The sequence below is a fragment of the Autumnicola tepida genome (genome assembly GCF_031846485.1).
Classification (GTDB): Bacteria; Bacteroidota; Bacteroidia; order Flavobacteriales; family Flavobacteriaceae; genus Autumnicola; species Autumnicola tepida.
In genome coordinates this window covers 1-245 of sequence record NZ_JAVRHQ010000131.1, presented here as the reverse complement: position 1 = coordinate 245, position 245 = coordinate 1, and the positions used below count along the sequence as shown (strand labels likewise).

General features: G+C 46.1%; 1 pseudogene. It reads right to left on the bottom strand.

Annotation, left to right across the window (positions count from 1 at the left end):
* A pseudogene (locus tag RM553_RS19650) lies at nucleotides 1-245 on the bottom strand (hypothetical protein); the annotation flags it as partial.

Here is a 245-nt window from a genome sequence, read left to right as displayed (position 1 = left end):
TCATTATCAATTCCATCGTCATCGGTATCATTGTCTTCTGAAGGACAATTTTCATTATCCGGATTCGGATCACAAGGATCAAGTGGATTAGAGCCATTGTCGACTTCATCCCCGTCATTAATACCATCATCGTCTGTATCGGGATCGTTAGGATCGGTGCCTAGTCCAGCTTCTTCATCATTGGTGAGCCCGTCATCATCCTGGTCACAAGGTCCGGCGGTTGCATCTGGATCACAGGGATTTAA